Consider the following 13,648-nt stretch of genomic DNA (forward strand, 5'->3'; position numbering starts at 1 on the left):
TGCCGAAATCCTCCGTATGAGCCTATGGTGCAGTCATGTCTCGCATGAAGCTTCATTTTCTCGATGCACGCGGCGCGCTCTCGGACCTGCGTGATTGGCTGGACGACCGGCTGTCCGACGCATTCGATAAGGGGAGCGCTTTACTGCGCATAGAGCCCGTCGATGTCGTGGTGAAAGCCGGAGCCCGCGTACTTCCTGAAAAAGGTCATGTTGGATATGCGCCGGAGCCCGGCTTGATCTATGTCACGGTCGACCCCGCCAACCCGGTTCTTGCTGCAAACGCTGACGCATCCCTGGAGCGGATGTTTGTGCATGAGCTGCATCACGCCGCCCGATGGGATGGACCCGGATACGGAAATTCACTGGGAGAAGCATTGGTCTCTGAAGGCCTGGCGGGGCATTTTGCGCAGGAGATCTATGGTGGCCCGCTTGAGCCCTGGGAAAGACTGCCGAGGGATCAGATCCGCAAATATGTGACGCATGCGGCTGGCGAGTGGGACAGCCGCAGCTATGACCATGAGGCCTGGTTCTTCGGCACTGCCGATTTCCCTGGCCAGCTGGGATATTCGATGGGTTTCCAGCTCGTCGCTGATCACCTGATGCGAACGGGCCAAAGATCATCTGCTCTGGTTCACGAGGCAGCATCGGCATTCAGACCTTCTCTGGATCAAATCTAGAATTCGCTCCGCCCGGCGTTTCAGCCAACACAGGTGACATTTTCGGGATAATTGGTTTGGCGAAACTATAGACGAGGGAGAGGCTATGTCGCTTAGCGAGCAGCAATTCATGGAGTCTGTCCGCCGCAACCCGATAAACGCCGAATTGTTGAACCGGTTGCGCACCCTGGGGGTTCCCGAGGCCATTCTGACTGCCGGCTGCCTCGTGCAGATGGTCTGGAACCTGAAATCGGGTTATGATCCGCAGTACGGGATAAAGGACTACGACGTCTTCTACTTCGATGACGCCGACCTGTCATGGGAGGCCGAAGACCTCGTTATTCGCAACGTACAGAAGGCGGTCGACGATCTGCCCGTCAAGGTGGAGGTCAGAAACCAGGCTCGGGTCCATCTCTGGTACAAGGACAAGTTTGGAGCCGAATACCCAAAGCTACAAAAGGCCGAGGATGGCATCGACCGTTATCTTACCCTTTGCACAAGGGTCGGCATCCGCCTTCACGACGGCAGCCTCTATGCGCCTGACGGCCTGGATGACATGTGGAACGGCATCCTGCGCCTGAACCCTGCCAATCCTCAGCGTGGCCTGTTTCTGGATAAATGCGCACAGTACGTGCAGCGATGGCCGTGGCTGACGATTATCGATGATCAGATCGGGGGGTGCGATCCGCAGCCACAATGACGGTTCGCATTTTCCGCGTTCCGTCTTCTTTGCGGGAGCTCGGAACCTTCAAGACGAAACCGTCGGCCCTGACCTTCCCGCAAATTTCTGTCGCGAACCACCACGAAGGGCGGAATTTCGCGACAGAAGTATTTCACGATGGGCGGGGTTCTCACCCCGCCTTTCCATCGGCGTATGTCTGGAGGACCGGCCTGTTAGTGGCTATCCTTGCCGACTGCACTTCCGCGACATCCCTTCAGGAAGTCGAGGTCGGCGCCGGTATCGGCACCTTCGACATGCTGCTGATGCAGGAAAGCGTAACCCGAGGTCGGCAGGTCATGGTTCGGCTGCCATTCGGCCAGACGCTTCGCCAGTTCCTCTTCGGAAATGTCGAGATGCAGGCGGCGGTTCGGCACATCGAGCTCGATCATGTCGCCGTTGCGGACGACGGCGAGCGGGCCGCCGACGGCAGCTTCCGGCGACGTATGCAGAACGACGGTGCCGTAGGCCGTACCGGACATGCGGGCGTCGGAAATGCGCACCATGTCGGTGATGCCCTTCTTGAGCACCTTGGGCGGCAGACCCATGTTGCCGACTTCGGCCATGCCCGGATAGCCCTTCGGACCACAGTTCTTCATGACCATGACGCAGTTCTCGTCGATATCGAGATTGTCGTCGTTGATCTTGGCCTTGTAGTCGTCGATGTCTTCGAAGACGACCGCCCTGCCCTTGTGCACCATCAGATGCGGCGAAGCGGCAGACGGCTTCAGAACAGCGCCCTTCGGCGCCAGATTGCCGCGCACCACGACGATGCCGCCGGATTGCGTCAATGCCTTTTCAGCCGGCAGGATGACGTCTTCGTTCCAGTTGACGACATCCTTGACTTCGTCCCAGACGGTCTCGCCCGAAACCGTCACTGCATCCTTGTGCAGGAGGCCGGCTTCGCCGAGGCGCTTCAGCACGACGGGCAGGCCGCCGGCATAGAAGAACTCTTCCATCAGGTACTTGCCCGACGGCATCAGGTTGACGATCGTCGGCACGTCGCGACCACAGCGGTCCCAGTCGTCGAGCGTCAGATCGACGCCGACACGGCCGGCCATGGCGAGCAGGTGGATGACGGCATTGGTCGATCCGCCGATGGCCGCATTGGTGCGGATGGCGTTTTCGAAGGCCTGCTTCGTCATGATGTCGGAAGGCTTCAGGTCGTCCTTGACCATCTGCACGATACGGCGGCCGGTCAGCTGCGCCATCACCTTGCGGCGGGAATCGACGCCCGGGATTGCGGCATTGCCTGACAGTGCCATGCCGAGCGCTTCGGCCATGGATGCCATCGTGGAAGCGGTACCCATCGTGTTGCACGTGCCCGACGAACGGCTCATCGAAGCTTCAGCCTCGAGGAATTCGGCCTGCGTCATCTCGCCGGCCTTTACCATTTCGGAGAACTTCCACAGATGCGTGCCCGAACCGACGCGCTCGCCGCGGAAATAGCCGTTCAGCATCGGACCGCCGGTAACGACGATCGACGGCAGGTCGACGGAGGCAGCCCCCATCAAGAGCGACGGCGTGGTCTTGTCGCAGCCGACGAGCAGCACGCAGCCATCCATCGGCTGGCCACGGATCGCTTCTTCGACGGCGAGCGCCGCGAGGTTGCGATACATCATTGCGGTCGGACGGAAGGTGTTTTCAGAGGCCGAGAAAACGGGCACTTCAAGCGGGAAACCACCGGCTTCCCAGACACCGGCCTTCACCTTTTCGGCGAGCTCGCGCAGGTGGCCGTTGCACGGCGTCATGTCCGACCAGGTATTGAGGATGCCGATGACCGGGCGGCCGTCGAACAGGTCGTGCGGGTAACCCTGGTTTTTCAGCCAGCCGCGGTGGTAGATCACGTCGCGGCTCGTGCCGCCATACCATTCCTGCGAGCGCAACTTGCGCGGCCATTCTGCTTTCTTCTTCATAATTTCTGTCCCTCAGGATATCCCCTGACCGCCTCGTACGATCAGGGTTATCGCGCTTTGTCTTAGGCCAGCGTATAGGCGGTTTTGACGGTTGTGTAGAATTCGGCGGCGTACTTGCCCTGCTCGCGCGGGCCGTAGGACGAGCCCTTGCGGCCGCCGAAGGGAACGTGGAAGTCGACGCCGGCGGTCGGCAGGTTCACCATCACCATGCCGACCTCGGAGTTGCGCTTGAAATGCGTCGCATGCTTGAGGCTGGTCGTGGCAATGCCGGCAGACAGGCCGAACGGCGTGTCGTTGGCGGTCGCGAGTGCCTCTTCGTAATCCTTCACGCGAATGACGGAAACGACAGGCCCGAAGATCTCTTCGCGCGAGATGCGCATCTGGTTCGTCGCTTCGGTAAAGAGCGTCGGCTGAAGGTAGAAGCCGGGTGTGTCGCGCGAGATGAGCTCGCCGCCGAAGGCGAGCTTGGCGCCCTCTTCCTTGCCGATCTTGATGTAGTCGGTATCGGTCTGAAGCTGGCGGGCATCGACGACGGGGCCGATATGGGTGCCGGGCTTCATGGCATTGTCGACGACGACGGTCTTCAGCTTTTCGGTGAGCGCGGCGACGAACTTGTCGTGGATGCCTTCGGTGACGATCAGGCGCGACGAAGCGGTGCAGCGCTGGCCCGTGGAGAAGAAGCCGGAATTGGCGGCAGCCTCGACGGCAACGGTGAGATCCGCATCGTCGAGCACGACCATCGGGTTCTTGCCGCCCATTTCCAGCTGGAACTTGCGGTTATGCTCGATGGAAGAGCTCGCGACGCGCCTGCCAGTGCCGGTCGAACCGGTAAAGGTGATGCCGGCAATGTCAGGGCTGTCGAGCATGGCCTGGCCAACGACCGAGCCCTTGCCCATGACGAGGTTCAGAACGCCCTTCGGCAGGCCTGCACGATGCAGGATATCGGCAATCGCCCACGAACAGCCGGGAACCAGATCGGCCGGCTTGAAGACGACGGTGTTGCCGTAGCAGAGCGCCGGCGCGATCTTCCAGGCCGGAATGGCGATCGGAAAATTCCAGGGCGTGATGATGCCGATGACACCGAGCGGCTCGCGGGTGATCTCGACGCCAATGTTCGGGCGCACCGAGGGAACGACCTCGCCGGCAAGGCGCAGCGCTTCGCCAGCGAAGAATTCGAAGATTTGCGATGCGCGGATCGTTTCGCCGATCGCTTCGGGAAGCGTCTTGCCTTCCTCGCGGGCGAGAAGCGCGCCAAGCTCGTCCTTGCGCGCCATAATCTCGTCGCCGGCCTTCTTCAGGATGACGTGGCGCTCCCAGATGCCGGAACGCGACCAGGCCGGAAAGGCAGCCTTCGCGGCAGCGATGGCAGCCTTCGCATCCTCGGCGCTCGCCTGAGCGTAGAGACCGACGACTTCGTTCGTGTCGGACGGGTTGATATTCTCGGCGGCATTCGTGCCGGTCCATTCGCCGGCAATGAGATTCTGATGGACGGTCATGGCCTTGGAGCCTCCTCTATGTCAAATGACCGGCGGCTTTCGTGGCGGCCGGCCCCTTGAGATCACAGTTGAAATCAGAGCTGCTTGACGGCGATCTCTTCTTCAGCGGCAACCTTCAGCGGATTGCGCAGCGGCAGGCCGAATTCGGCCACCTCAATTTCAAAGACATCGCCCTCTTCCGCCTTGATGCCGTCGGCAAAGGAAAGCGTCGCCGTACCGAACATATGTACATGCACATCACCCGGCACGCGGAAGAGGCCATATTTGAAATGGTGATATTCCAGATTGGCGAAAGTGTGCGACATGTTCGCTTCGCCCGACAGGAACGGCTTTTCGAAGATGACCTTGTCGCCGCGCTTGATGCGCGACGTTCCGCGGATATCCTCGGGGGCTACGCCGATACGGATTTCCGGACCGAAGCTTGCGGGGCGCAGCTTGGAATGGGCGAGGAAGAGATAGTTGATCCGCTCGGTGACGTGATCGGAAAACTCGTTCGACAGCGCAAAGCCGATACGGAACGGCGTGCCGTCCTTGGCGATCACGTAGATGCCGGCCATTTCAGGCTCTTCGCCGCCGTCGAGCGCGAAGGACGGCGAGACGAGCGGAGCGCCCGGAGCTGCAGCGCCGTAGCCGTTGCCCTTGTAGAACCATTCGGGCTGCACGCCCTTCTGGCCAGCCGCCGGCTTTCCGCCTTCGAGACCCATCCTGAACATCTTCATGGAGTCGGTCAGCGTTTCCTCTGCCGCTTCCGTGGTCTTCTTGTGCATGGAATCGCGCGTTGCGGCCGAACCCAGATGCGTCAGGCCCGTGCCGGTCAGATGCAGGTGTGCTGCATCCGGATGCGTGATCGGCGGCAGGAAACGGCCTTCGGCGTAAGCCTTTTCAAGATCGACGGCGTCGCCATATCCATGCGCCTCGATAACGGAGACGAGCGACTTGCCGCCATCTGCGGCTTCCATCGCCAGAGCGTAGACGCTCGTAGCACCCTTGACGGCCTTGGCGGCGGCACCCGGTTCGCGCGCGGCGACGATGATCTCTCCGTTGGAGCCTTTGATCTGCGAAATAAGCACGGTCCTGATCCTTTTCGTTCGGCGACGGCAAAGCTACGCCGCTCCGGCTCCCCGAGGAGCCGGAATTCGTTTTCATACGACTGCGAATGCGCAGGCTGAGTTAGGCCTCAGCCCTTGTTCTTGTTGTAGACGTCGAAGAAGACGGCAGCGAGAAGCACGGCGCCCTTGACCATCTGCTGGAAGTCGATGCCGAGACCGACGATCGACATGCCGTTGTTCATGACGCCCATGATGAATGCGCCGATAACCGCACCGGTGATCTTGCCGACGCCGCCCGAAGCCGACGCGCCGCCGATGAAGCAGGCCGCAATGACGTCAAGTTCGAAACCGACACCGGCCTTCGGCGTTGCCGAGTTCAGGCGCAGCGCAACGATCATGCCGGCGAGACCCGCAAGCACACCCATGTTTACGAAGGTGAAAAAGCTCAGGCGCTCGGTGTTGATACCGGAAAGCTTGGTCGCCTTTTCATTGCCACCCATGGCGTAGATGCGGCGACCGATCGTCGTGCGGCGGGTGACGAAGCTGTACGCCGCGATCAGGACCAGCATGACGATCAGAACGTTCGGCAGACCCTTGTAGGTCGACAGCAGCCAGCCGAGCCAGACGATGGCGAGCGAAATGAGGACATTCTGGCCGATGAAGAAGCCCATCGGCTCGACGTCGATGCCGTGGCTCTCATTGACCTTGCGGCGGCGCCAGGCGAGGTAGAAGAGGATGACCGGCATGATGACGGTCAGGATCAGCGAGGTGAGCTGGGTCGGAATACCGAAGATGTCGATCATGTCGCCCGGCAGGAAGCCGGTGCTGATGACCTGGAATTCCTTCGGGAACGGGCCGATGTTCTTGCCACCGAGAACGGTGAGCGTCAGGCCGCGGAAAACCAGCATGCCGGCAAGCGTCACGATGAAGGACGGGATGCGGTGATAGGCGATGAAATAGCCCTGTGCCGCACCGATGAAGCCGCCGATGATCAGGCAGAGCAGACCCGCCAGCCAGAAATTCATGCCCCAGGAAACGGTGAAGATGGCCGCCAGCGCGCCGACGAAGGCAACGATGGAGCCGACCGACAGGTCGATATGCCCAGCAACGATCACCAGCAGCATGCCGAGGGCCATGATGATGATGAAGGAGTTCTGCAGCACGAGGTTCGTCAGATTGACCGGCTTGAACAGGATACCGCCAGTGTAGAACTGGAAGAATATCATGATCGCGACGAGTGCGATCAGCATGCCATATTCGCGGATGTTGCCGCGGATATAGTCGGCAATCGAAACGACGTTGCTTTCCTCTGTGGATGTCGGGTTGACAGGAGTCATTGTTTCTTCTCCCCTGAGCGCATGATAGCGCGCATGATGGTTTCCTGGCTTGCTTCTCCTTTCGGCAGTTCGGCGACGATGCGTCCTTCGTTCATCACGTAGATGCGGTCACATGTGCCAAGCAGTTCAGGCATTTCTGACGAGATCATCAGAACGCCCTTTCCATCGGCGGCAAGCTGGTTGATGATAGTATAGATTTCGTATTTTGCGCCAACGTCGATACCACGTGTGGGCTCGTCCAGGATCAAAACATCGGGATCGGAGAACAGCCACTTCGACAGCACGACCTTTTGCTGGTTGCCGCCCGACAGGTTGACCGTTTCCTGGAAGATGCCCGATGACCGTATGCGCAGCTTCGAGCGATAGTCCGTCGCGACTTTCATCTCCTTGATGTCGTCGATGACGGTGTTCTTCGAAATGCCGAGCAGATTGGCGAGCGTGGTGTTGTGCAGGATGTTGTCGTTCAGCACGAGGCCGAGATGTTTGCGGTCTTCCGTCACATAGGCGAGACCGGCGTCGATCGCCTTGCGCACCGTCGACGTATCGACCTTCTTGCCGTCAACGAAAACGTCGCCGGTGATCTTGTGGCCATAGGACTTGCCGAACACGCTCATGGCGAATTCGGTGCGGCCAGCACCCATGAGGCCGGCGATGCCAACGACCTCGCCCTTGCGGACATTGACGTTGATGTCGTGCAGGACCTGGCGGTCGCGATGCTGCTGGTGGAAGGCGTTCCAGTTCTTCACCTCGAAGATGGTCTCGCCCACCGGCACGGAGCGCGGCGGATAACGGTCGGCGAGGTCGCGGCCCACCATATTCTTGATGATGATGTCTTCGCTGATCTCGTCCTTGTGACAGTCGAGCGTCTTGACGGTCATACCGTCGCGCAGGACCGTGATCTGGTCGGCGACCTTGCGGATCTCGTTCAGCTTGTGGGAAATGATGATCGAGGTGATACCCTGCCTGCGGAATTCCATCAGCAGGTTGAGGAGCGCGTCTGAATCGCTTTCGTTCAGCGATGCCGTCGGCTCGTCGAGGATGAGCAGCTTGACGCTCTTCGACAGCGCCTTGGCGATCTCGACGAGCTGCTGCTTGCCGACGCCGATGTCGGTCACGAGCGTATTCGGAGATTCGCGAAGGCCTACCTTCGCCAGAAGCTGCTTGGTGCGATTGAATGTGTCTTCCCAGCTGATGACGCCCTTCTTGGCGTTTTCATTGCCGAGGAAGATGTTTTCGCCGATCGACAGGAGCGGCACGAGCGCCAGTTCCTGATGGATGATGACGATGCCGATTTCTTCCGAATCCTTCAGGACTTTGAAATTGCGAACATCGCCCTCATAGACGATCTCGCCTTCATAGCTTCCTGCCGGATAGACGCCGGAGAGCACTTTCATCAGGGTCGACTTGCCGGCCCCGTTTTCGCCCACCAATGCGTGGATCTCACCCTGGCGAACCCTGAGGTTCACATTCTCGAGCGCCTTCACGCCCGGGAACGTCTTGGTGATGTTCCGCATTTCGAGGATTGTATTGTCCATGACTAAAAACCCAACGCCGCGACCGAAACTGGCCCGGCGATCATAGAATCGAAGACCGGAACCCGCAATCACGCGGGTTCCGGCCATTCATAATTACTTCAGCTGATCTTCCTTGTAGTAACCGCTGTCAACGAGAACCGTCTTGTAGTTCTCCTTGGTCACGGTAACCGGCTTCAGCAGGTAGGACGGAACGACCTTGACGCCGTTGTCGTAGGTCTTCGTGTCGTTGACTTCAGGCTCCTTGCCGGACATGACGGCGTCAACCATCTGAACGGTGACCTTTGCGAGGTCGCGGGTGTCCTTGAAGATCGACGAATACTGTTCGCCAGCGATGATCGACTTGATCGACGGGATTTCCGAGTCCTGGCCGGAGACGACCGGCAACGGCTGGTCAGCCGAACCGTAGCCGACGCCCTTCAGCGACGAGATGATGCCGATCGACAGACCGTCGTACGGAGACAGGACAGCGTCAACCTTGGCGTCGGTGTAGTTAGCCGAGAGCAGGTTGTCCATGCGGGCCTGGGCCGTTGCCGGATCCCAACGCAGCGTGCCGACCTTGTCCATGCCGGTCTGGCCGGACTTCACGACGAGCTTGCCGGAGTCGATGTAGGGCTGCAGGACAGACATTGCGCCGTCATAGAAGAAGAAGGCGTTGTTGTCGTCCGGCGAACCGCCGAAGAGTTCGATGTTGAACGGGCCCTTGCCGTCCTTGAGGCCGAGCTTGTCGACGATCGTACCAGCCTGAAGAACGCCAACCTGGAAGTTGTCGAACGTGGCGTAGTAGTCAACGTTGGCAGAGTCGCGGATCAGGCGGTCATAAGCGATGACCTTGATGCCGGCGTCATGGGCCTTCTGGAGAACGTCCGAAAGGGTCGTGCCGTCGATCGAAGCGATGACGAGAACCTTGGCGCCCTTCGTGACCATGTTTTCGATCTGCGAAAGCTGGTTCGGAATATCGTCGTCAGCATACTGCAGGTCGGTCTGGTAGCCGGCTTCCTGGAGCTGCTTGACGATGTTGTTGCCGTCGTCGATCCAGCGAGCGGAGGACTTCGTCGGCATTGCGATGCCAACCAGGCCCTTGTCTGCCGCCAGAGCAGGCATAACGAACGATGCGACGCCGAAGGCGGCCGCAGCCATCAATGAGATAATGGATTTCATTTCTCTCTCCCTTGTTAAAGATTCACGGACGAAAAATCGCCCGCCCCGAAACTGTGGCAGGTTCCGTATTGGATAGTTACTTCAGATGGTGAGAAACGAAGTAGGTCTCCTCCACGATCTCACACGTGTTGAGTGCCAACCAGCACACGGCGGCAAACTGGTATGGATTCCTATAACTGTCAAATAGAATAACTGGTAATGTGCATAACAATTTTGGTATATCGTTAAAAAGTATTACTTTTGATGGAACGCAGTGGGGAGGCTGCAACCATGACGATTATCTCCGAGCTCTTTTCATTGGAACATGTCGACATTCATAGCGACAATTTTGGCGATGACGGCTTTCTACGAGCGGGACTTAAGCTGAATCACCTGCGTATGATTGTCGCAATCGAAGATAGCGGGCAGATTTCGGCTGCCGCGGAAGTACTCAACATATCGCAGCCGGCGGCCTCCCGAATGCTGTCCGATATGGAGTCGATCGTGAAGACTCCACTCTATGAGCGAGTCGCCCGTGGCGTGGTGCTGACGACCTTCGGGGAAGCGCTCGCGAGACGTGCGCGCAAGATCCTTCTGGAGCTTCGTGAGGCAAGCCGCGAGATCGGCGAATTGAAGAGCGGCAAGGGCGGATCGGTCTTCATCGGCGCGGTCACCGCACCCGCCATGAGCCTCGTCGTTCCCGCCATCAACACGGTACGCAAAACCTTTCCCGGCATCGAGGTCAACATCCAGGTCGAAACCAGCAATGTCCTGGCGCGCGAACTTCTCGCCGCCCGCCACGACTTCATCATCAGCCGCATCCCCGACGATCTGAACCCGCGCCTTTTCGAAGTCCGCGAGATCGGCGTCGAGAAAGCCTGCCTCATCGTCCGCAGCCGCCATCCCCTATTGAAGAAGAAGAAGGGCCCAAGCAGCCTGGCCGAAATCAAGGATTACGACTGGGTGTTCCAGCCGCCGGGCACGCTGCTGCGGCGCACGATAGAGGATATCTTCCTGTCACGCGCTGTTCGGCTTCCGGAAAACATCGTCAACACCTCTTCGCTGCTGCTGACCTGCGCGATCATCTGCGAGACGGATGCCATTGCCCCCGTCGCCGTCGATGTCGCCCAATTTCTCGCCTCGCAGAGTTCGAACGCCTCGGACGTGCGCATCCTGCCGATCGACTTCGAGATCAACGTCAAGCCCTACAGCCTGATCACCGTCCGCGAACGCGCCCTGCCCCCAAGTGCCCGGCTCCTCTACGACCTCATCCTGGAAGAAAGCATCCGGCAAGCCGAGGGCTAGCGCCGAGCCCCAGACTGCGATCGTTACGACAACCTTCTATAGACGCCAGGATAGTCCAGCACGATGCTGTCGCCATCGACCTCAAGCTCGGCGGCAAAGCCGGTTGACAGGCCTTCATAGAGAAAGCGGTTCCCGGCAAGTTTGGTATATCGCTGCTGGACAGGTTCGACGATCAGGTTCGGCAGGGAAACATAGGCAACGCTGATCTTCTCGGCGACACCGGTTTTTTGCCCTAGCCGTCGAATTGGCAGGGTATTGGTGAATGGAGTCGCTGCAATATCGACATCCAGGCATCCGGCCAGATCGGAAAGCTCCGCGCCATCCTCGCTGACCCAGCGACCGCGGCCGTCGGACAGAATATGCAGTCGCGGACCGTTGACGATCTGAACCCTGACGTCGCGTACCCGCCACTGCGGATCTATCGTCAGCCGGTAGTTCAGATCGTATTTGCCGGCTTCGAAATGCCCGCTCACGATACCTTCCGCAAGCACGTCCTCGTCATTGTGGGCGATGGAAAGGGTCTCAAGTCCGTCTCCGTTCCAGTCGGTCCATTGCACTGTCCGCTTCCAACCTGCCATCCACGCCCTCATTTTCTCATCCACATCTGTCTCCTACCGCCGCCGGCTCCGGAGAGATCCTGTGATCCTGCCCCGAATCCAGCCCTGCGCCAACTTGGCGCCGTCTAATGCGCCGCTCGAAAAGGAAGGCGCATGCTGTTCGGACAATCGATATTCCAATCCGTTCTCGAACGGCTGAAGGCGGAAGACCAAGCCTCCGGCGATGCGCAGGAACCGGCCGTCCATCGCGTCTCCGGCTTCTCGACCGGCCTCGCCTTCGATGTAATGGAGGGTGTCTCGGCCGCTTCGCAAAGGGTCGGCGAGGCCTATTTCGACAATCTCGGCGCCGAACCCGCGATCGCAGAGCCGCCGGCGCCCGAACCCGAACCGGTCATGCCTGCGCATCTGGGCCGCATTGCCCCGGAACAGATCGCCGCCGAACTTGCGATTTCCGCCGCCGACACGCTGCAGATACTCAATGAGAAGCGACGCACCTTCGCCAAGGCCAATCATCCCGACAGCGTAGCCCAGCCGTTCCGCGACAATGCCAACAGGCGCATGATGATCGCCAACCTGCTGATCGACGAGGCGACGCGCCGTCTGCCGCGCAGCTGAAACTTCCCCCTCCGACCGGAGGATATGATAGATTCCAGCGTTTGAAAGACTGGAGCTTTCGACGCGTTTTCGATGGGTCTTCAAGCTGCTTCGCCCGATGGCCCGGGCGGCGCAGCTAGGTAGTGTGCTGTGTCGTCATTTTTTCGCGCGGCAATTGCATATACCTCATCAGCTTTTGGTGCGTGTGACGGCATAACTTCTACAGGTCCGCCATACTACGCCCTACTCCTTTTTCATTAACCCTCGCGCTATTAGGCGAAGTTGTATGCAATGCAACCTATTGTAACATGGTTCGATGTGATTGTTTTCAAAGGAGATCGCCATGTCATCCACGGAAGATCCAAAACTTCTGCCGCACAATACTGCGCGCAGACATTTTCTAGGTGTCGCTGCTGCCGCCGGTGTTCGGCTCGCGGGCGTGGCGGCATTGGCCACGGCAATTTCCACATCTCCTGCGAGTGCATTGGGACGCCGTTGGGGGCACGGTGGCTCGGGTGGACACGGCGGTTCCGGCGGGCACGGTGGCTCCGGGGGGAGCGGTGGTTCTGGCGGAGGCGGTGGCGGCGGCGGTCCGCAGTGCTTCCTGCGAGGAACCGGGATCCTCACGGATTGCGGTGAGACGCCTGTCGAGGATCTGCGTGTCGGCGACCGCGTTGCCCTTCCGGACGGAAGCACTCGTCCGATCAGGTGGGTCGGCCGCCAGGCCTTCAGGAAGAACGGCGCACGCTGGCAGGAAGCCGTCGTGCCGATCCGCATTCGCCGCCATGCGCTGGACGGCCGCACCCCGCACTCCGATCTCTACCTGTCATCCGGCCATGCGCTGTTTCTGAACGGCGTCCTGATCCGCGTGAAGGATCTCGTCAACGGCACGACCATTGCACCGGTCACTCCGGCCGACGACATGCCGCTCGAATATTATGCCGTTCTGCTCGATACGCATGAGGCCATCCTGGCCGAAGGTGCGGCGGCCGAGAGCTTCCATCTCGTGGACAACAACCACGAGGCCTTCTCCAATTTCGCCGAGTTCAAGCGCCTCTATGGCGAAAGGCCCGGCGTGATGACATCCTATGCCCCGGTGCTGGGCGAGGAAGGTGGCTGGAAGCACCTGAAAGCGCTCCTCCTCCTTGGCGTTTCGCCCCTGGTGCCGGCGCGCGACCCGTTCGGGGATGCCTGCAGGAAGATCGACGGGCAGGCCAGGGAACTGTCGCTCTGATCTGCAGCCCGCTTGCTCGCCGGGGCGCATCTCGAACCCGGAGAGCTCAGTCGCGCAAACCGCGCAGCGGTCTTGCCAGACGACATGCATAGAAGAAAGAAAAGCGTGGCGCGC

At 59.8% G+C, this 13,648-nt stretch carries 12 protein-coding genes; 5 read left to right on the forward strand and 7 right to left on the reverse strand.

Features of this window, described 5'->3' with window-relative positions; all coding sequences use genetic code 11:
• The first annotated feature begins 35 nt into the window (after positions 1-35).
• Together FHX06_RS04355 and FHX06_RS04360 are read left to right on the forward strand one after the other, a co-directional pair.
• Positions 36-677, forward strand: a complete 642-nt coding sequence (locus tag FHX06_RS04355; protein ID WP_183878198.1) for a DUF2268 domain-containing putative Zn-dependent protease — start codon at positions 36-38, stop codon at positions 675-677.
• An 85-nt stretch (positions 678-762) separates the two neighbouring features.
• Positions 763-1,356: a nucleotidyltransferase family protein gene (locus FHX06_RS04360; protein ID WP_183878200.1), complete on the forward strand. Its 594-nt coding sequence runs from the start codon at positions 763-765 to the stop codon at positions 1,354-1,356.
• A 194-nt stretch (positions 1,357-1,550) separates the two neighbouring features.
• Here FHX06_RS04360 and araD read toward each other — a convergent pair whose 3' ends face one another.
• From araD to chvE, 6 genes are all read right to left on the reverse strand, one after another.
• The gene (gene araD, locus FHX06_RS04365) at positions 1,551-3,290 is read right to left on the reverse strand and encodes an L-arabinonate dehydratase (protein WP_112543442.1); all 1,740 of its coding nucleotides are present in this window, start codon (positions 3,288-3,290) and stop codon (positions 1,551-1,553) included.
• Between the two features lie 62 nt (positions 3,291-3,352).
• Positions 3,353-4,786: an aldehyde dehydrogenase family protein gene (locus FHX06_RS04370; RefSeq protein WP_183878202.1), complete on the reverse strand. Its 1,434-nt coding sequence runs from the start codon at positions 4,784-4,786 to the stop codon at positions 3,353-3,355.
• A gap of 74 nt (positions 4,787-4,860) precedes the next feature.
• A complete protein-coding gene (gene araD1, locus FHX06_RS04375) occupies positions 4,861-5,856 on the reverse strand; it encodes an AraD1 family protein (RefSeq protein ID WP_112972116.1) in 996 nt (331 codons plus the stop codon).
• 107 nt (positions 5,857-5,963) lie between these two features.
• A complete protein-coding gene (mmsB, locus tag FHX06_RS04380; protein WP_018114775.1) occupies positions 5,964-7,172 on the reverse strand; it encodes a multiple monosaccharide ABC transporter permease in 1,209 nt (402 codons plus the stop codon).
• Entirely contained in the window at positions 7,169-8,707 is a 1,539-nt protein-coding gene (gene mmsA / locus FHX06_RS04385; RefSeq protein WP_029616409.1) for a multiple monosaccharide ABC transporter ATP-binding protein, read from the reverse strand. Before mmsA ends, mmsB begins: the two co-directional genes overlap by 4 nt.
• Positions 8,708-8,800: 93 nt before the next feature.
• A complete protein-coding gene (gene chvE / locus FHX06_RS04390) occupies positions 8,801-9,865 on the reverse strand; it encodes a multiple monosaccharide ABC transporter substrate-binding protein (protein ID WP_018114773.1) in 1,065 nt (354 codons plus the stop codon).
• Between the two features lie 270 nt (positions 9,866-10,135).
• Here chvE and FHX06_RS04395 point away from each other — a divergent pair, with 270 nt between their 5' ends.
• Positions 10,136-11,149, forward strand: a complete 1,014-nt coding sequence (locus tag FHX06_RS04395) for a LysR family transcriptional regulator (protein ID WP_112972115.1) — start codon at positions 10,136-10,138, stop codon at positions 11,147-11,149.
• A gap of 23 nt (positions 11,150-11,172) precedes the next feature.
• Here FHX06_RS04395 and FHX06_RS04400 read toward each other — a convergent pair whose 3' ends face one another.
• Positions 11,173-11,751: a putative glycolipid-binding domain-containing protein gene (locus tag FHX06_RS04400; protein ID WP_312866421.1), complete on the reverse strand. Its 579-nt coding sequence runs from the start codon at positions 11,749-11,751 to the stop codon at positions 11,173-11,175.
• A 108-nt stretch (positions 11,752-11,859) separates the two neighbouring features.
• Here FHX06_RS04400 and FHX06_RS04405 point away from each other — a divergent pair, with 108 nt between their 5' ends.
• Both FHX06_RS04405 and FHX06_RS04410 read left to right on the forward strand, forming a co-directional pair.
• Positions 11,860-12,321 (forward strand): hypothetical protein, encoded by a 462-nt coding sequence (locus tag FHX06_RS04405; protein WP_183878204.1) that lies wholly within the window; start codon positions 11,860-11,862, stop codon positions 12,319-12,321.
• Positions 12,322-12,643: 322 nt separating this feature from the next.
• Entirely contained in the window at positions 12,644-13,534 is an 891-nt protein-coding gene (locus FHX06_RS04410; protein ID WP_183878206.1) for a Hint domain-containing protein, read from the forward strand.
• Positions 13,535-13,648: the final 114 nt, after the last annotated feature.

Source organism: Rhizobium sp. BK512 (genome assembly GCF_014194915.1).
In the GTDB taxonomy this organism is placed as follows: domain Bacteria; phylum Pseudomonadota; class Alphaproteobacteria; order Rhizobiales; family Rhizobiaceae; genus Rhizobium.

Excerpts from the sequence above, each read along its gene's own strand:
- FHX06_RS04355 (WP_183878198.1), top strand. The coding sequence starts at position 36 with ATGTCTCGCATGAAGCTTCATTTTCTCGATGCACGCGGCGCGCTCTCG.
- FHX06_RS04360 (WP_183878200.1), top strand. The coding sequence starts at position 763 with ATGTCGCTTAGCGAGCAGCAATTCATGGAGTCTGTCCGCCGCAACCCG.
- araD (WP_112543442.1), bottom strand. The coding sequence starts at position 3,290 with ATGAAGAAGAAAGCAGAATGGCCGCGCAAGTTGCGCTCGCAGGAATGG.
- FHX06_RS04370 (WP_183878202.1), bottom strand. The coding sequence starts at position 4,786 with ATGACCGTCCATCAGAATCTCATTGCCGGCGAATGGACCGGCACGAAT.
- mmsB (WP_018114775.1), bottom strand. The coding sequence starts at position 7,172 with ATGACTCCTGTCAACCCGACATCCACAGAGGAAAGCAACGTCGTTTCG.
- mmsA (WP_029616409.1), bottom strand. The coding sequence starts at position 8,707 with ATGGACAATACAATCCTCGAAATGCGGAACATCACCAAGACGTTCCCG.
- chvE (WP_018114773.1), bottom strand. The coding sequence starts at position 9,865 with ATGAAATCCATTATCTCATTGATGGCTGCGGCCGCCTTCGGCGTCGCA.
- FHX06_RS04395 (WP_112972115.1), top strand. The coding sequence starts at position 10,136 with ATGACGATTATCTCCGAGCTCTTTTCATTGGAACATGTCGACATTCAT.
- FHX06_RS04405 (WP_183878204.1), top strand. The coding sequence starts at position 11,860 with ATGCTGTTCGGACAATCGATATTCCAATCCGTTCTCGAACGGCTGAAG.
- FHX06_RS04410 (WP_183878206.1), top strand. The coding sequence starts at position 12,644 with ATGTCATCCACGGAAGATCCAAAACTTCTGCCGCACAATACTGCGCGC.